We start from the raw sequence: 16,960 nt of genomic DNA, 5'->3' as shown, positions 1-16,960 counted from the left end.
CTCGGGGAGCACAGCCATGGTCGACTTCAACGAACTCAAGGACAAGGCGCAGGGGCTGGTCGCCCAGCACGCCGACACCATCAAGGACGGCATCACCAAGACCGGGGATTTCGTCGGCGACAAGGTCGGGCACGACAAGGTCGATCCGATCGAGCAGAAGCTGCACGGCCTGGTCGACCAGGCCGCCGGCACCGACCAGCAGCCGCCGCCCCCGGTGGTCTGAGGCCGGTCAGCCGAGCCGGGCGACGAGCCAGTCGGTGGTGACGCCGATCGCCTCGTCCCCCACGGCCTGGTCGGCCGAGAAGCCGTGGTCGGCCCCGTCCACCACATGCAAGGTGGTGTCGGGGCTGGCCACGGTGTCCAGGAAGATCGTCGACACCTCCGGGTCCACGATCTGGTCGTCGGAGCCGACCACGGCCAGCACCGGCCCGGTGTAGCCGCTGATGTCGTCCAACGGGTGCGACTGCTCGATGGTGTCGAACCAGTTCAGCCCGAGCTTGAACGTGCGGTCGCCGACATCCAGCGGCACGTACCCATCCTCGCGGGCCAGGTCATGGCCGTCCGGGTCCTCGTCGTACCCGTTGTAGACGGCCCCGCTCCAGGAGACGAAGGCCGCGACACCCGGCTCGGTGCCCGTCACCGTCGCCCCGACGCCGCCGCCACGGGACAGGCCCAGGACGGCCACCCGGGCCGGGTCGACGACCTCATCGGCGCGCAGGTAGTCCAGGGACGCGGTGGCGTCGGCGACCATGTCGGGGTAGTCGAGGGCCAGATCGGGTTCCTCCGAATCCCCGGTTCCGGCGAAGTCGATGCGCAGCGAGGCGATGCCCCGCGCCGCCAACGCCGCCGCCAGCCGCGCGAACATCTGCGCGTTCTCGTCCCGGCTGCTCAGATCGCCGTGCAGCAGCAGCACCGCCGGCACCGGCCGGCCGGGGGCCGCCGCGGGAAGGGCGAGCGTGCCGGGGACGCGATGGTCGCCGGCCGGGATCCAGACCATCGTCTCGTCGTCGGAGAACGCCGCCGGCAGAGCGCCGGACGGGTCCCCGGGCGCGTCTCCGGACGGGTCGCCGGCCTGTTCGGACGGCGGACCGGCGGGATCGTCCGACGCGGCCGGGCCGGCGGGATCGACCGGGGCGGCCGGCCCGACGGCGGACGGGACGCTCGCCGACGGCGCGGTGGTGGACGCCGGGGCCGGCCGCGGGGTCGCGGCCGATCCGCAGGCGGCGAGCAGCAGGGCGCCCGCCAGCACGGCGATCGCTGTCCGGGCCGGTTTCACCCGCTCATTGTTCCTGGACCGGGAGCGATCGCCGTGTGGTCCGGGTGAACCTCAGCCGCCCAGCGCCGCGGCGGCCGATCGGATGCGCTTGGCCGAGACCGGCACCGACGTGCGCATCGGCTGCGCGAACAGGGCGACGCGGTACTCGGCCAGCAGGTGGTGCAGGGCCTGCACGTCCGGGTCCGACCGGCGCTCCTCGGGGAGCTCCTCGACCGCGCGGTCCACCTCGGCCTGCAATTCGCGGATCTCGGCGAGGCGCTCCCGGTCCCGCCCGGCCGCCTCGCGGACCCGCTCCGCCCGGATCCGCAGTGCCTGCAGCTGCCGGGCCCGGTCGGGCAGGCCGGCCGCGCCGGTGGCCACGATGAACCCGGGGGCCACCGCCGCCCGCCACTGGGCGCGCATGTCCCGGGTCAGGTCGGCGACCGCGGCCGCCCCTGGGCCTCGCTCCGCGGTGTCCAGCGCTCGCGCGGCCGCGCCGGCCGCGCTGAGCACCGTCTCGGCGGCGGCCAGCACGTCGCGGACCGACGTGAGCATGCTCGGCGTCAGCTTGGTCCGGACCGCGGCGAAGCCGGCCGCACTCCAGCTCGGCCCGCCCGCCCAGTCGAGCAGGGCGTCCACCGCGGCCCGGGTGGCGTCGGCGACCAGGGTTGGGATGGTGGTGCCGGGCGCGGTGGCCAGGGTGATCTGCTGCTCGCGGGTGAGCAGCTGCCGGACCCGGGTCAGCGACGGGGTCAGCGCGGCGGCCAGCAGCTCGATGGTGCCGGCCCGCATGGCGCGGCGCTGGTCGGCCTCGCTGTCGAAGACGGCTACACCGACGGTGCCCGGCCCCTCCACCACCAGCGCCGGGTACCCGGTGACCTCGTGCCCGGCCACCCGCGCCCGCACCCGCCGCGGCACCCCGGGCTCGGGAAAGGCGGTCAGGCCATGGCGTTCCAGCGACTTGGTGGCCTGGACCACCGCCCGCTGGGTGTCCGTGCGCAGCGTCGACTGCAGCGTCGGCAGGTCCCGGCCGCTGGCCACGGTGGCGCCGTGCTCGTCGACGATGCGGAAGTTCATCCGCAGGTGCTCGGGCACCTTGTCCGGGTCGAAGTCGGCCGTACGGACGACCACCCCGGTCATCCGGGTCAACGCGCCGGCAAGTTCTTCGGCCAGCGGGCGGGCGGCATCGATACGGTCCAACGCGGCCCGGGCGAAATCGGGGGCGGGCACGAAGTTGCGCCGCAGCGTCTTGGGCAGGGTGCGGATCAGCGCGACGGCCAGATCGGCGCGCAGGCCGGGAATCTGGGCCTCGAAGCCGGCCGGGTCCACCCGGGCCAGCACGGGCAGCGGGATGCTCACGGTCACCCCGTCGTCGGCCCGACCGGGGTCGAACACGTAGTCCAGCGGCAGCTCCACCTCGCCGGAGGTGAACCGGTCGGGGAACGCGGCCGAGTCGAACCGCTCGGCGCCGGCCGCGATCAGCATGTCCGGGGTGAGCGTGAGCAGGTCGGGCTGGGTGCGGGAGGCCTTCTTCCACCAGGAGTCGAAGTGCCGGCCCGAGGTGACCTGCGGCGGGATCCGCGCGTCGTAGAGGGCGAACATGGTGTCGTCGTCGATCAGGATGTCCCGCCGCCGGGCCCGTTCCTCCCACTCGGTGACCTGTTCCAGGGCCCGTTGGTTGTCGGCGAAGAACCGGTGCCGGGTCTGCCAGTCCCGCTCGACCAGGGCATGGCGGATGAACAGTTCCCGGGACAGTTCCGGGTCGATCCGGTCGAACTGCACCGTGCGGGCGGCGATTAGGGTGACGCCGAGCAGGGTCACCTTCTCGGTGGCCTCCACGCTGGCCCGCTTGCCGTTCCACCGCGGTTCGGAGTAGTTGCGGCGCAACAGGTCCGCGCCGACCTGCTCGACCCAGCCGGGTTCGACCCGGGCGCAGATCCGCGCCCACAACCGGCTGGTCTCGACCAGTTCGGCGGCCACCACCAGGACCGGGCCGGTGCGGGCCAGCGCCGAGCCGGGCCAGATCGAGTAGGAGATGCCGCGGGTGCCCTGGTATTCGCGGGTGCCCTCCTTGCGCAGCCCGATGTGCGAGAGCAGCCCGGCCAGCAGGGCGGTGTGCACCCGCTCGGTGTCAACGTCCACGGCCAGCGAGCCGCGGCCACCCTGAGTGGCGTCCGGATCGCGTCGCTGGGGCAGGCTGCCCCGGTCGGCCGGGGCGGGCCGATCCGGCCGGCGCCGGCCACCGCGACGGCGCCCGCCGTCGAGCAGTTGGCTGAGCTGGGCGTGCAGGTCCTGCCATTCCCGGATGCGCAGGTAGTTCAGGTACTCGCGGCGGCACATCCGGCGAAAGGCGTTGCCGGACTGAGTTTTCGCCTGCTCCTCCAGGTACGCCCAGAGGCTGATCAGGGCGTTGAAGTCCGAGTTGCCGTCGACGAAACGGGCGTGCGCGGCGGTCGCCTTGTCCCGCTCGTCCAGCGGGTACTCGCGGACGTCGATGACGGCCAGCGCGGAGACCAGCACGAGCATCTCCCGCCGGACGTTGCGCCGCTCGCCCTCCACCAGCATCCGGGCCAGCCGGGGATCCAGCGGCAGGTCGGCCATCTCCCGGCCGGTCGGGGTCAGCCGGACCCGGTCGCCGGCGCTGCGGTCGATCGCCCCCAGCTCGGTGAGCACGGTGACGCCGTCGGTGATCTGCCGCTGGTCGGGCGGGTCCAGGAACGGGAAGTCGACGATGTCGCCGAGTTCCAGGGCGGCCATCTGCAGGATGACCGAGGCCAGCGAGGTGCGGGCGATCTCCGGGTCGGTGTAGGCGGGCCGCTCGTCGAAGTCCTTCTCCGAGTACAGCCGGATGCAGATGCCGTTGGCCACCCGGCCGCAGCGGCCGGCCCGCTGACCGGCCGAGGCCTGCGAGATCGGCTCGATCGGCAGCCGCTGCACCTTGCTGCGCGGCGAGTACCGCGAGATCCGGGCGGTGCCGGGGTCGATCACGTACCGGATCCCGGGGACGGTCAGCGAGGTTTCGGCCACGTTGGTGGACAGCACGATCCGCCGTCCGGGGTGCGCGGAGAAGACCTTGTGCTGATCGGCCGAGGACAGCCGCCCGTACAGCGGGAGCACCTCGGTCAGGCCCCGCCGGCCGGCCAGGTGGCCGCGCAACACCTCGGTGGTGTCGGTGATCTCCCGCTCGCCGGACAGGAAGACCAGGATGTCGCCGTCCCCGGCGGCCAGCAGCTCGTCGACCGCGGCGGTGATCGCCTGACCCTGGTCGGCCGATTCGGAGGAACCGCGGGACTGCTCGGCGTCCGGATCGTCCACCTCCGGCAGCGCGTCCAGACCGTAGGGCCGGTAACGGATCTCGACCGGGAAGGTCCGCCCGGAGACCTCGACGACGGGGGCGTCGGCGAAGTGGCGGGAGAACTTGCCGGGATCGATGGTGGCCGAGGTGATGATCAACTTGAGATCGGGACGCTGCGGCAGCAGGCCCTGCAGGTAGCCCAGCAGGAAGTCGATGTTCAGGCTTCGCTCGTGGGCCTCGTCGATGATGATCGTGTCGTAGGCCCACAGCATCCGGTCCCGGGCGATCTCGGTGAGCAGGATGCCGTCGGTCATCAGCTTGACCAGGGTGGTCGGGCCGGTGTGGTCGCCGAACCGGATCGAGTAGCCGATCGCGCCGCCCAGCTGGGTGCCGGTCTCCTCGGCGATCCGTTCGGCCAGCGCCCGGGCGGCGATCCGCCGGGGCTGGGTGTGCCCGATCATGCCGCGGACCCCCCGCCCCAGCTGCAGACACAACTTGGGCAACTGGGTCGACTTGCCCGACCCGGTCTCCCCGGCCACGATCACCACCTGGTGCTCGGCGATGGTGCGGGCCAGGTCCTGCACCCGGGCCGAGACCGGCAGCTGGGCCGGGAAGGTGATCGTGGGGACCGCGGCCTGACGCCGGGCCAGCCGGGCTGCCCCGGCCTCGAGCTGGTGATCGATCTCGGCCAGCACCAGGTCGCGTTTGGCCGGGTCCGGGATCCGTTCGGCACTGCGCAGCCGCCCCTGCAGCCGACGCCGGTCGACGATGGTCAGGTCGGCCAGCCGTTCGGTCCGTTCGGCGTCCGGGGCCTGATGCACGCTCATGTCCCCGCCAGGATAGGTCGCCGCACCGCGGGTGCGACCCCCACCGGCCGCTCGCGACCCGTCATTACTCCACTCGTGCCGGAGTTGCTCATTAGGACTAGTCTCAGGGCGCACATCTTGTCGTTCGGACACTCATCGGCCTCGATGCTGCGGCATGGGGGCGAACACAGGGGGATTCATGGCCACCACGGCGGTCCGCGGCACCTTCCTCGACTTCGTCGACGACCCCTGGCGGCATGTGGGCGCCGAACAGGAGTCGGCCCGGTTCCACGCCGACGGGCTGCTGGTCATCAGCGACGGTCGGGTCGCCGACTTCGGTCCCTACGCCGAGGTCCGGGCCCGGCACCCGCAGGTCCCGGTCACCGAGATCGCCGACCGGCTGATCCTGCCCGGCTTCGTGGACGGGCACATCCACTTCCCGCAGACCCGCGTGCTCGGCGCCTACGGCGAGCAGCTGCTGCCGTGGCTGCAGAAGTCGGTGTTCCCCGAGGAACGCAAGTACGCCGATCGCGAGTACGCCCAGCTGGGCGGGCAACACTTCTTCGACAACCTGCTCGCCTCGGGCACCACGACCATCCAGGCGTTCACCTCCAGCGCGCCGGTCTGTACCGAGGAGCTGTTCCTGGAGGCCACCCGCCGCAACCTGCGGGTGATCTCCGGCATCACCGCCATCGACCAGAACGCACCCGACTGGTTCACCATCTCGCCGGCCGACTTCGAGGCCGCGGCCAAGGACCAAATCGCCCGCTTCCACCGGCAGGGCCGCAACCTGTACGCGATCACTCCGCGGTTCGCCTTCGGCGCGACCGAGGAGCTGTTCCGGACCTGCCAGCGGCTCAAGCACGAGTACCCGGACCTGTGGGTGCACACCCACATCTCGGAGAACCCGGCCGAGGTCCGCGGCGTCCCGCCGCTGCACCCCGGCTGCACCGACTACCTCTCGGTCTACGAGAAGTTCGACCTGGTCGGCCCGAAATTCACCGGCGGGCACGGCGTCTGGCTGACCAACGACGAGTTCCGGCGGTTGTCCGCGAGCGGCGGCGCGGTCACCTTCTGTCCCTGCTCGAACCTGTACCTGGGCAGCGGCCTGTTCCGGCTGGGCCGGGCGACCGACCCGGAACACCGGGTGAAGCTCACCTTCGGCACCGACATGGGCGGCGGCAACCGCTTCAGCATGCTCAATGTGCTCGAGGACGCCTACAAGGTCGGCATGCTCAACAACACCCTGCTCGACGGCAGCGTCGTTCCCAGCGAGCAGGACCTGGCCGAGTCCGAGCGCAACAAGCTCTCCCCGTACCGGGCGTTCTACTCGATCACCCTGGGTGGCGCCCAGGCGCTGGAGATCGACGACCTGGTCGGCAATTTCGACGTCGGCAAGGAGGCCGACTTCGTCGTGCTCGACTGGAACGGCGGCCCGCCGGCCACCGCCTGGCACATGAGCCTGCTGCTGCCCGACGGGGCCCCGCGAACGATGCAGGACGCCGCCGAGGTGTTGTTCGGGATCATGATGGTCGGTGACGAGCGGGCCGTCGAGCAGACCTGGCTGATGGGCGAGCGCGCGTACCGGAAGCCCTGATCGCGGTGAGCACCTCGCTCAATTCCCCGGCCCGGCCCGGTTCCTGGGGTCCGGCCGGACCCGACGGCCCGGTGGCCCTGGTCGTGCACCGGCGGCTGGCCGAGTCCTCGGCGCCGGCCTACCAGGCCTGGCAGGAGCAGGTGGCCGCCCGGCTGGCCAGCTGGCCGGGGTTCCTGGACCGGCGGGTCATCCCACCCAATCCACCGGTGCAGGTGGACTGGGTGATCGTGCAGCGGTTCCGGGACGTGCACAGCGCCCGGGCCTGGCTGCAGAGCCCGGACCGGGCCGACCTGGCCGCGCAGATCAGCGACCACTTCGTCGGCAACGACGAGATCCACCTGATCGTCGAGAACAACCGGGACCGCAGCACCGCCGTGTCTGCGCTGATCTCCTCCCGCGTCGCGCCCGGCCTGGAACGTGACTTCCTGGCCTGGCAACGGACCGTCGCCGCGGCCGAGTCGCGGTTCGACGGCTTCGTCGGGCACAAGGTGCAGCGCCCCGTGCCCGGCGTCCAGGAGGACTGGGTGGTCCTGCTCAGCTTCGACTCCGACGAGCACCTGGACGCCTGGCTGGCCTCCCCGGAGCGCACCGCCCTGCTGGCCGACGGCGAACGCTTCACCCAGCAGCTGCGGCTGGTCCGCTCCGCCTACGGGTTCGGCTTCTGGTCCGGGCAGGAGCCCACCGCGGCCCCGGACCCGGTGTTCAAGAGCAACCTGCTGGTCCTGCTCATGCTCTACCCGGTGGTCTTCGCCTGGGGCTACTTCATCGCCGACCCGCTGTTCGCCGCCCACGGCGTGCCGTTCTGGCTGTCCCTGTTCATCGGGAACCTGGTCAGCACCCAGCTGCTGGGCTGGCTGCTGGTGCCGTGGGCGTTCCGGCGGTTCAAGTGGTGGATGCGGCCGGGCCCGGCCCGCACCCAGGTCGCCGGGTACGCGATCATCGTTGCGCTGTACGTGGTCTCGATGGCCGTGTACGCGGTGCTGCTGGCCCTGCGCTGAGCAGGCCCGCTCACCGCATCAGTGCTCACCGCAGCGGAGCGGGCGCCTCGCCGAGCCCGCGCAGCGGACCGACCAGCTCCTGACCGGCCCGGGCCGGCACCAGCAGGCAGTCCAGGAAGTAATCGCCGTCCGCGCTGGCCGCCTCGGGACCGGTGACCAGCTCCCCGTCGTCGTACCTGGACGCGACCACCGAGACGGCCAGGTCGCCGCGGTCCAGCGCGGCCGGCGAGCCGAGCGCATCGACGGCATCGGCCCGGCAGGCCGCGGTGGCCGTCTCCGGCGTCTGGGTCGAGTCGCCCCACGCATAGCTGATCTGCTCGGCGCCGTGACTCCAGGCGCAGTTGATCGGATCCTGCGAGTCGCCGTCCACCAGGCACATCGAGAACAGGTGCGCGTCCTCGGGTCGGGCCCAGGCCCCGCGCAGGGAATGGTCGATCGTGACCCCGTCGTCGGACTTGCTGGGGGCCAGGTGGACCACGCACGCCGACCAGACCTGACCGGCGGCCCGCTGCCGATCGTCGGGGCCGATCAGCAGGGGCCAGACATCGGCCACCGGAACCCGGTCCAGGTCCGTGGTCACCGGGTCCGGGACGCCCAGGTACCCGTAGGCGGCACTCCAGCACTGGTCCTGGGTGCCGTCGTCGGCGGCGGTGTCCTGGTCGGTGCCGGCGCCGATGGTGACCACTTCGCCGTACCGGGCCCCGTCACAGGCCGCGGTTCGCAGGGCGGGCAACTCGCTGGAGCCACCCGGCGAGCCATAGACCACGCCGATCGGGTCGTCCAGCAGGCAGTCACCGGCCTGCGGCCGCTCGGACACCGGCGCGGCCACCGCCTCACCGGCGACCCCGGTGTTGCCCGTGACCAGCACCACGGCCGCCGCGACCAGCAACACCACCCCCAGGCTCACCGCGATCGCGACGGCCGCCCGGCGGCCCGCGATCCCCCCGATCGGCTCCCCGTCCACCCGTGCCCCCTGAGCTGAATGTGTGCGACCACTGTGCGGCCGGCCGGGGCGGTACGCCAGCGGACCGAGACCACTTCGTGACCGGTGTCCGGGCGGTTGCCCGGTCCGGCCGCAGGGAAAGATGAACCCGACGCCGGCCCGTTCGGGCCGGCCGCAGGGGAGGCACCATGTTCGGACGACGCTCACCGGGAGCAGGCCGGGCCGTCGCCGCCGATCCCGACTCCCGGACCGGTGCCGATGGCGGTACCGATGCCGACGACCTGGCCGGTCATCGCCCCACCGGACCGGTCAGCACCGCCTCCGCGCGCCGGTTGGAACGCGGGCTCGTGGAGTACTCGCAGTGGACGCTGCGCCTGCTGATCATCGGCGTGGGGTTGTTCGCCGCGTTCTGGATCCTGGGCCAGCTCTGGAGTGTGGTCCTGCCGATCCTGCTCGGCCTGCTGCTGGCCACCATCCTGTGGCCGCCGGTCCGGTTCATGCGGCGCAAGCTGCCCAATGCCCTGGCCGCGATCGTGGCCCTGATCGGCCTGCTGGTGATCTTCAGCGGGTTGATCGCGGTGCTGGCTCCCCAGGTGACCTCGCAGGCCGGCGAGCTGGTCGATCGGGCCACCGCCGGCCTGACCACCCTGCAGAGCTGGCTGGCCGGTCCCCCGTTCAACCTGGGCCCGGACGCGCTGGGCGGGCTGCTGGACAAGGGCATTTCCGAGATCCAGAGCAACAGCCAGGAAGTGCTCGGGGTGGTGCTGGGCAGCCTGTCCGCCATCGGCTCGGCCGTGATCACCCTCGTCCTGGCCCTGGTGCTGTGCTTCTTCTTCCTCAAGGACGGCCCCAAGTTCGTGCCGTGGCTGCGGACCTGGATCGGTCGCGCCGCCGGCACCCACTTCGCCGAGCTGTCCGACCGGGTGTGGACCGCCCTGGGCCAGTACGTCTGGTCGCAGGCGGCGGTCGCCGCGGTCGACGGCGTCTTCATCGGCGTCGGAGTGTGGTTGCTCGGCGTGCCGTTCGCCCTGCCCATTGCGGTGCTCACCTTCTTCGGCGGGTTCGTGCCGATCGTCGGTGCGTTCGTCGCCGGGTCGGTCGCCGTCCTGGTCGCGCTGGTCTCCAACGGCATCTGGACCGCCGTGGGCGTGCTGGCGATCGTGCTGGTCGTCCAGCAGCTCGAGGGCAACGTGATGCAGCCGATCCTGGTCGGCAAGACGATGAACATCCACGCCGCGGTGACCATCGCCGTGGTCGCCCTGGGCGGCACCCTGTTCGGCATCGTCGGGGCGTTCCTGGCCGTCCCGGCGGTGGCCGTGGTTCAGGTGATCGCCCGGTACACCCGCGAGCAGCTGCAGGAGGCGCCCGATTCCGCGCGCGATTCCGCGCCCAATTCCGCGCCCAATTCCGGACCCACGCCCGATCCCGACCCGGCCTGACCGCACCCGGTCCAGCGATGCGGGTTCAGTCCAAGGCGGTGGGCTGGATCTGCCGGCGCAGCTCGACCAGGTGCAGGGCGTGCGCGTCCAGTGCCTTGTCCTCGGCGCTCTGCGGGCGCCAGCGCGGCACCGGCTTGGCCTTTCCGGCCTCGTCCAGGGCGACGAAGATCGTCAGGCAGTGCGTGGTCAGCTGCATCTCGCCGGTGATCGGCGAGCCCGAGGACACCAGGACGGCGATGTGCATGCTGGAGCGGCCGGTCCGCAGCAGCCGGGCCTCGAGCTCGACCACATGCCCGATCTGGATGGGCCGGTAGAACCGCACCCCGCCGGAGTAGGCGGCGATCGCCGCGCCCTTGCACCAGCCGGCGGCGACGGCGTACGCGGCCTCGTCGATCCAGCGCATGACGGTGCCGCCGTGGGCCTTGCCGCCCCAGTTCACGTCGGTCGGGGCGGCCAGGAACCGCAGGGTCATCGACGGGGCCGTGCCCTGGCTGGTGTATGTCTGTTCGGCCATCGCGTTCTCGATGTTGCGACGGACCGTCACCCGCTCCAGGGCGTCCGAGAGCAGCCGGTGGTCCAGCTCGGTGACCGGTGTCCACGCCGGCACCGCGGTCGAACGGCCCTGCGCGTCCACGGCCACGAACACCACGACGCAGGTGGTCGCCTCGGTGTAGACCGCGTCCTGCGGATCGGCCGAGGACACCGTGACGTGCACGTCCATGCTGCTGCGGCCGGTGCGCATCAGCCGGGCCGTGACCTCGACCAGGTTGCCGGACTCGATCGGCCGGGTGAACCGGATGTCGCCGACGTAGGCGGTGACGCAGTAGTGGCCGCTCCACCCGACGGCCAGCGCGTAGGCGGCCTTGTCGATCCACTCGAGCACCCGTCCGCCGTGGATGGATCCGCCCAGCGTCGCCACGTCCGTGGGCGCCGCCAGGAACCGAAGGGTGATCTCGCTCTGCCCGGTCGCCATGAAACGTCACCCTAGGGTCAACGCATACCGGTCCGCTCAGGATGTGGGGCCGCCGCGGCCAGGGTTGGATGGTCCGGTGAGCCCACCACCGCCACGCACCCTGATCCTGCTGCGGCACGGCAAGTCCGCCTACCCGGCGGGCGTGCCCGACCATGCCCGGCCGCTGGCCGACCGGGGCCGGCGGCAGGCGGCGCTGGCCGGCGAGCACATCCGCACCCTGCTCCACCGCGGCGAGGCCGCGATCGACCTGGTGCTGTGTTCGACGGCCGAGCGCACCCGGCAGACCCTGGCCGCATCCGGCCTGGACGCCGGGACCACCGTCGAGTACCGGGACGAGATCTATGGCGCCGAGTCCGACGAGTTGCTGGACCTGATCGCCACCCTCCCGGAGACGGCCGCGACCGTGCTGGTGGTCGGTCACTTCCCCGGCCTGCCCGACCTCGCCGAGGACCTGGCCGGCCCGGACTCGGACCGGCCGGCCCTGGCCGCGCTCGCCCGCAAGTTCCCCACCTCGGCTTTTGCCGTGCTGACCGTGGACGGACCATGGTCCGGCGTGCCCGCGGGCGGCCGGCTGATCGCCGTCACGATCCCTCGCGACCACCCCGCCCCTCAGGAGAGCTGATGACCGACCATTCCCCGTTGATCTCGTTGCCCGGCCGGACCCCGCAGGTCGCCGACTCCGCGTGGATCGCGCCCACCGCCGCGGTGATCGGCGCGGTGACGATCGGCGAGGGCAGCGGCGTGTTCTACAGCGCGGTCGTCCGCGGCGACACCAGCACCATCACCATCGGGGCCGGCAGCAATCTGCAGGACGGCGTGGTGGTGCACGCCGACCCCGGCTTCGCCTGCTCCATCGGTTCGGGGGTCAGCGTCGGCCACGCCGCGGTGGTGCACGGCAGCACGATCGAGGACGACTGCCTGATCGGCATGGGCGCGGTGGTGCTCAACGGCGCCGTCGTCGGCCGCGGATCGATGGTCGCCGCGGGTGCGGTCGTCCTGGAGGGCGCGCAGATCCCACCGGGCTCGCTCGTCGCCGGCGTGCCGGGCAAGGTCCGCCGGGAGCTCACCGAGCAGGAGCAGACCGGGGTGAAGGAGAACGCCCGGCACTACACCGAGTTGACCGCGACGCACCGGGCCGCCAGCGAAGCCCGGGCCGCTGTTCTCTCCCCCCAGAAGGAGAACAGCAACCCGGGCTGATGGTCGCCCTGTTGAACCATCGGATCAGACGACCACTGGATCGGAGGGATGGGTCCCCGTTCTGATACCGCGGTTCACCGCATCGGGATCGGGATGCCCCGGGCGGCCCACCGCCGCGACTGCGCAGCGCAGTCGCGGCGCTCCGATCGGGTGGGTCAGGACGGGTCGACCCCGTAGACGCGCCGGTACTCCTTGCGGAAGGACCGGCGGCCGAGCACCGCCCAGGCCAGCCGGGCCGGCGGGGGCATCCGACCCAGGAAGTCCCGGCCGTGCTCGGGGGTGTTGGCCTGCAACAGGAACCCGAGGAACACCAGCAGCCGGTCCTTGGGGATGCCGGCCCGACCGCGCTCCCCCAGGGCCTCCCACTCGGGCACCGTCAGCACCTTCTCCACCAGCGGCAGGACCTCGACCTCCTCGTCGTGCAGGTGCTCGGTCAGCGCGTCGATCAGCTCGTCCAGGTTGGCCGCCCACTGCTCGCGGCTGACCGGATCGGCCCGCTCCGCGAAGGTGACCGCGCTGCGTTCGGCGCACCGGTAGAGCTCGGCGATCCGCTCGTGCTGCTCCTCCATCCGCAAGATCAGCGCCGAGTCCATCGGTGCCCGCTGCAGCAGCAGGGGCCACATCAGATCGTCCTCGGCCTCGTGGTGGTGGTGCAGCGATCGGGTCATCTCGGTGAAGAACCCGACGACGACGCTCGCCCGGTCCCGGTCGCCGTCGGCGACCCCGCGGATGAGCCCGGGCATCGCCCCGAACTGCTGGCGAAAGGCGTTGTGCACGAACACCATCTCGAAGGTGTCCGGGCGGGCATTGGTGGCGGCGGTCATCAGGGGCTCCTGTCGGTGACGGGTGGTCGGGCGGGTCGGTGGGTCCCGGCGAAGGGCGGGACCGGCCCAGGATCACCGGCGGTGATTGCGATCGGCTTGCCACCGACTAGCGGCGGCCGGCCGGCCCCAGGGGCCTCGCCGGTACAGTCCTGCGTGATGTTGCGACTGCGGGTTCTCGGCGCACTCGACGCCTCCGTCGACACGGGGGCGGGAGTCCTGCGGCCGGACCTCGGCGGTCCCCGGCAACGCAGCGTGCTGGCCCTGTTACTGGTCGCTCGCGGCCAGGTGGTGTCGGTCGACCGGCTGGTCGAAGACCTGTGGAACGGCGAGGCGCCGCCGCGGGCGATCGGCGCCCTGCAGGCCTACGTCTCGCATCTGCGACGGGCCCTGGAACCGGATCGGGCGCCGCGCACCCCGGCGACGGTCCTGGTTAGCGAGCCGCCCGGGTACGCGATCCGGGTGCCGCCCGACGCGGTCGACGCCTGGCGGTTCGAGGCCCTGGTCCGGCAGGCCGCCGAGCCCGACCGGCAACCGCAGGCCCGGGCGCTGCTGCAGCAGGCGTTGGACCTGTGGCGGGGTCCGGCGTATGCCGAGTTCGGCACCGAGTCCTGGGCGGCCACCGAGGTCGGCCGGCTGGAAAGCCTGCGGATCGTGGCCCGCGAACGCTGGTGCGAGGCGGTGCTGACCGCCGGTGACGCGGACGAGGCCGTGCTGGCCGCCGAGGTGCTGACCCGGGAGTACCCGCTGCGGGAGGAGGGGTGGCGGCTGCTGGCGATGGGCCTGTACCTGACCGGCCGGCAGGCGGACGCCCTGGCCGCGTTGCGCCGGGCCCGGGACATCCTGGCCGACGAACTGGGCATGGACCCCGGGGCGGCCCTGCTCGAGGTCGAGGCCGACGTGCTGGCCCAGCGACTGAGCCGGCCCGCCCCGGCCGCGGCTCCGGTTCCCGTCCCGATCAGCACCGCCAGCCCGACCACCACCGCCACCACCGATTCAGCGACCGCGACCGTGGCCCGGCCGGCGCCGTCCGACGAGGCCTCCGGACCGGCCCCGACGGACGGGTCGTTCGTCGGTCGCGAGGACGAGTTGAACACCCTGCACACGGTCGCCCACGACGCGCGTACCCGGTCCGACCGCCGGGTGGTGCTGGTCGCCGGCGAGGCCGGGGCCGGCAAGTCGGCGCTGATCGAGCGGGTCGCCCAGGAACTGCGCGCGGACCGGTGGCGGCTGGTGCTCGGGCGATGCCCCGAATCGGCCGGAGCGCCACCCGCCTGGGCCTGGGTGGAGGTGGTGCGGGCGTTGGCCGCCGACGTCGACCCGGGCCCGTTCGCGCCGGCCCTGGCCCCGCTGCTGGACGAGACCGCCCGCCCGGCCGCCGAATCCGACGCGTCCTTCGGCCGGTTCCTGCTCGGCCGCGCCCTGGTCGGGTACCTGACCGCGGCCGCCCGCACCGGCCCGCTGGTGATCGTGCTGGACGACCTGCACCGCGGGGACTCGGAGACCGTCGCCCTGCTGGACACCGTGGCCAGCGAGACCGCCGGGGTGCCGCTGCTGATGGTGGCCGCCTACCGGCCGGCCGAGGTGCAGCCGGGACTGCGGGACGCGCTGGCCGGCCTGGCCGCGTTGCCGCCGACCCGGCTGGCCCTGCCCGGGCTGGACACCCGCCAGGCGGCCCGGCTGATCCGGTCGGTGGCCGGCACCCAGCCCGACCCGGCGACCCTGGCCGCCCTGGTCGAACGCACCGCCGGCAACCCCTTCTACCTGGCCGAAAGCGCCCGGCTGCTGGGCAGCGAGGGCAGCCTGGTCGCCGTGTCCAAGGTCCCCGAAGGGGTGCGGGACGTCCTGCGCCGGCGGTTCGCCCGGCTGCCCGAGGTGACGGTGTCGGTGCTGCGGCTGGCCGCCGTGATCGGCCGCGACGTCGACATCGACGTGCTCGTGCACGCCGCCGAGGTCGACGAGGACACCGTGCTGGACGCCCTGGAGGCCGGGGTGCTGGCCGGCCTGCTGATCGAACCGGCGCCCGGCCGGGTCCGGTTCGCGCATGTGCTGGTGCGCGACACCCTGTACGAGGACGCGCCACAGTTGCGCCGCAGCCGCTGGCACGGCCGGATCGCGGATGCGGTGACGGCCGTGCACCCGGACGACGCCGCCGCCCTGGCCCACCACTACCACCACGCCGGCACCCCGGCGACGGCCCGGCGGGCGGTGGACGCCGGGGTCCGGGCCGCGGACATGGCCGTCGCGCGGTACGCGCACGAGACTGCGGCCGACCTGTACGAACAGGCCCTGGCCGACCTGGCCCGGGTGCCCGAGGGCCCCGCCGGTGCCGGACCTGCTGCCGGACCTGCTGTCGGACCTGGTGCCGGTCCGGACTCGCGGCTGGCCGAACGGATCGAGCTGCTGAGCCGGCTGTCCCGCTCGCAGCTGGCCGCCGGCGCCGGGGTCCGGGCGTTGGCCACCCGGAACCGAGCGATCCGGGAGGCCGACCGGGCCGGCCGGGTCGACCTGCTGGTGCGCAGCCTGACCGCCTGGGACCTGCCCACGCCGTGGATCAACCGGCCCTACGGCGTCGTCGACGAGGAGATGGTGGCGACCATCAAGCGGGCCCTGGCCAGCACCGATCCCCGACCCGACGACGCGACCCGGTGCCGCCTGCTGTGCGCGCTCGCCGGTGAGCTGGACGAGGCCGAGGTGGTGCTGCCCTACGCCGAGGCGGCCGAGGCGATCGCCCGCCGGCTCGACGATCCGGTCCTGCTCGGCCTGGCCCTGCACGCCAAGGTCAGCTTCATCGGCCCCGAGCACGACGCCGAGCGGGCCGCTCGGATCGGCGACGAGCTGCGGGAGATCGGCCGCCGACCGGGGCTCGCGGTCTTCGCGCTGATCGGGCACTACATGGCGGTGCGCGCGGCGGGCATCCGCGGCGATCACCGGACGATGGCCGGGCACGTCGACCAGATCGAGGAATTGGTCGCCCGGTACCGGTGGCGTCAGGCGCTGGGCCTGCTGTCCATGCACCGGGGGGCCATCGCGCACATCGCCGGCCGGCTGGACGAGTCCGAGGCGCACTACGCCCGCGGCGCCGAATCGCTGCGCGGCAGCGGCGCCCTGGACGCGGTCGGGATCACCACCCTGGCGTTCCTGACCCTGCGGATGACCCAGGGCCGGGCGGCCGAGTTCACCGACGCCCTCACCTCGGTCGACACCCAGGCCCCCGACGTCATCGCCGACCTGTTCGCCATCCCGTTGCTGGCCGCCGGGCGGCGGGCGGAGGCGATCGAGTTCCGGCGGGGCATCCGGCCGGTCCGCCGCGACTTCTTCCATGGCCTGCTGCTGACCATGCGGGGCATCATCGTGGCCGCGCTGGCCGACCCGGTCGAGGCGGCCGGCGTCTACGCCGACCTGTTGGCCTATCGCGGGCAGCTGGGCGGCGGCGGCAGCGGCTCGTACGCGGTCGGTCCGGTGGACACCGTCCTCGGCGACCTGGCCCGGGTCCTGGGCGACCGCGAGGCGGCCCGGCAGTTCTACCGCGCCGGCGCCGACCTGGCCGCCGCCTGCGGCAACCGGTACTGGGTCGACGAGGCCACCCGCCGCGCGCGCGCCCTGGACTGACGGTCCGGCCCGGGCGCTGGCCGG

At 72.9% G+C, this 16,960-nt stretch carries 12 protein-coding genes; 7 read left to right on the top strand and 5 right to left on the bottom strand.

Translation table 11 applies throughout. From position 1 onward, the window contains the following. The first annotated feature begins 16 nt into the window (after positions 1-16). The gene (locus tag NAMU_RS02525) at positions 17-223 is read left to right on the top strand and encodes an antitoxin (RefSeq protein ID WP_015745846.1); all 207 of its coding nucleotides are present in this window, start codon (positions 17-19) and stop codon (positions 221-223) included. A gap of 6 nt (positions 224-229) precedes the next feature. Here the strand turns inward: NAMU_RS02525 and NAMU_RS26955 are convergent, their stop codons facing one another. Both NAMU_RS26955 and hrpA read right to left on the bottom strand, forming a co-directional pair. Beyond that, positions 230-1,276 carry an alpha/beta hydrolase family protein gene (locus NAMU_RS26955; RefSeq protein WP_015745845.1) on the bottom strand — a complete coding sequence of 349 codons (1,047 nt, stop codon included), beginning with the start codon at positions 1,274-1,276 and terminating at the stop codon, positions 230-232. Positions 1,277-1,327: 51 nt separating this feature from the next. Next, complete coding sequence (hrpA, locus tag NAMU_RS02515) at positions 1,328-5,377, bottom strand: ATP-dependent RNA helicase HrpA (RefSeq protein ID WP_015745844.1); 4,050 nt, start codon at positions 5,375-5,377, stop codon at positions 1,328-1,330. A 178-nt stretch (positions 5,378-5,555) separates the two neighbouring features. Between hrpA and guaD the strand changes: the two genes are divergently transcribed. Both guaD and NAMU_RS02505 read left to right on the top strand, forming a co-directional pair. Beyond that, positions 5,556-6,953, top strand: a complete 1,398-nt coding sequence (gene guaD / locus NAMU_RS02510; RefSeq protein ID WP_015745843.1) for a guanine deaminase — start codon at positions 5,556-5,558, stop codon at positions 6,951-6,953. 5 nt (positions 6,954-6,958) lie between these two features. Continuing rightward, positions 6,959-7,951, top strand: a complete 993-nt coding sequence (locus NAMU_RS02505; protein WP_015745842.1) for an antibiotic biosynthesis monooxygenase — start codon at positions 6,959-6,961, stop codon at positions 7,949-7,951. 25 nt (positions 7,952-7,976) lie between these two features. Here NAMU_RS02505 and NAMU_RS02500 read toward each other — a convergent pair whose 3' ends face one another. After that, positions 7,977-8,915 carry a hypothetical protein gene (locus tag NAMU_RS02500; RefSeq protein ID WP_015745841.1) on the bottom strand — a complete coding sequence of 313 codons (939 nt, stop codon included), beginning with the start codon at positions 8,913-8,915 and terminating at the stop codon, positions 7,977-7,979. A gap of 167 nt (positions 8,916-9,082) precedes the next feature. Here NAMU_RS02500 and NAMU_RS02495 point away from each other — a divergent pair, with 167 nt between their 5' ends. Next, positions 9,083-10,333, top strand: a complete 1,251-nt coding sequence (locus tag NAMU_RS02495) for an AI-2E family transporter (protein WP_015745840.1) — start codon at positions 9,083-9,085, stop codon at positions 10,331-10,333. A gap of 25 nt (positions 10,334-10,358) precedes the next feature. On the opposite strand, the gene NAMU_RS02490 is transcribed toward NAMU_RS02495, so the two are convergent. Next, a complete protein-coding gene (locus NAMU_RS02490) occupies positions 10,359-11,306 on the bottom strand; it encodes an acyl-CoA thioesterase (RefSeq protein WP_015745839.1) in 948 nt (315 codons plus the stop codon). A 76-nt stretch (positions 11,307-11,382) separates the two neighbouring features. On the opposite strand from NAMU_RS02490, the gene NAMU_RS02485 reads away from it, so the two are divergent. Together NAMU_RS02485 and NAMU_RS02480 are read left to right on the top strand one after the other, a co-directional pair. After that, a complete protein-coding gene (locus tag NAMU_RS02485) occupies positions 11,383-11,928 on the top strand; it encodes a SixA phosphatase family protein (protein ID WP_015745838.1) in 546 nt (181 codons plus the stop codon). Next, positions 11,928-12,503, top strand: coding sequence for a gamma carbonic anhydrase family protein (locus NAMU_RS02480; RefSeq protein WP_015745837.1), 576 nt, complete (start codon positions 11,928-11,930; stop codon positions 12,501-12,503). Before NAMU_RS02485 ends, NAMU_RS02480 begins: the two co-directional genes overlap by 1 nt. 155 nt (positions 12,504-12,658) lie before the next feature. Here NAMU_RS02480 and NAMU_RS02475 read toward each other — a convergent pair whose 3' ends face one another. Further along, positions 12,659-13,327 carry a hemerythrin domain-containing protein gene (locus NAMU_RS02475; RefSeq protein ID WP_015745836.1) on the bottom strand — a complete coding sequence of 223 codons (669 nt, stop codon included), beginning with the start codon at positions 13,325-13,327 and terminating at the stop codon, positions 12,659-12,661. A 156-nt stretch (positions 13,328-13,483) separates the two neighbouring features. Between NAMU_RS02475 and NAMU_RS02470 the strand changes: the two genes are divergently transcribed. After that, on the top strand, positions 13,484-16,936 hold the full coding sequence (locus tag NAMU_RS02470; RefSeq protein WP_015745835.1) for a BTAD domain-containing putative transcriptional regulator: 3,453 nt from the start codon (positions 13,484-13,486) through the stop codon (positions 16,934-16,936). Positions 16,937-16,960 lie beyond the last annotated feature (24 nt).

Origin of the sequence: Nakamurella multipartita DSM 44233 (assembly GCF_000024365.1) — a bacterium.
Taxonomy (GTDB): Bacteria; Actinomycetota; Actinomycetes; order Mycobacteriales; family Nakamurellaceae; genus Nakamurella; species Nakamurella multipartita.
The sequence above is the reverse complement of the archived record's forward strand: the minus strand, read 5'-3'. Positions and strand labels throughout refer to the sequence as shown.